Source organism: Pseudomonas putida (assembly GCF_022627325.1).
Classification (GTDB): Bacteria; Pseudomonadota; Gammaproteobacteria; order Pseudomonadales; family Pseudomonadaceae; genus Aquipseudomonas; species Aquipseudomonas putida_X.
Window position 1 is genome coordinate 1 of the sequence record NZ_JAETZZ010000048.1, and the last position, 333, is coordinate 333.

Here is a 333-nt window from a genome sequence, read left to right on the forward strand (position 1 = left end):
ACGGCATCGAGGTTCCACGACAAACCCTGGCGCGTTGGGTGATCCAGTGCAGTAAATACTTCCAGCCGCTGTTGAACCTGATGCGTGATCGGCTGCTGGAAAGTCCGGTGATTCATTGCGATGAGACTCGCGTCCAGGTGTTGAAAGAACCGGATCGAGACCCGACCAGCCAATCCTGGATGTGGGTGCAAGCCAGTGGCCCGCCTGATCGACAAGTTGTGCTGTTCGACTACACCACCAGCCGTGCGCAGGAAGTACCATTGCGTCTGCTGCAAGGCTATCGCGGCTATGTGATGACCGACGATTATGCGGGTTACAACGCTTTGGCGTTGC

The 333-nt window shown here is 56.8% G+C and carries 1 protein-coding gene; it reads left to right on the top strand.

The genetic code is table 11. The features are described 5' to 3' along the window. Positions 1-333: IS66 family transposase (locus tag JNA92_RS25650; RefSeq protein ID WP_241807225.1), on the top strand; the 333-nt coding region annotated here is incomplete at both ends.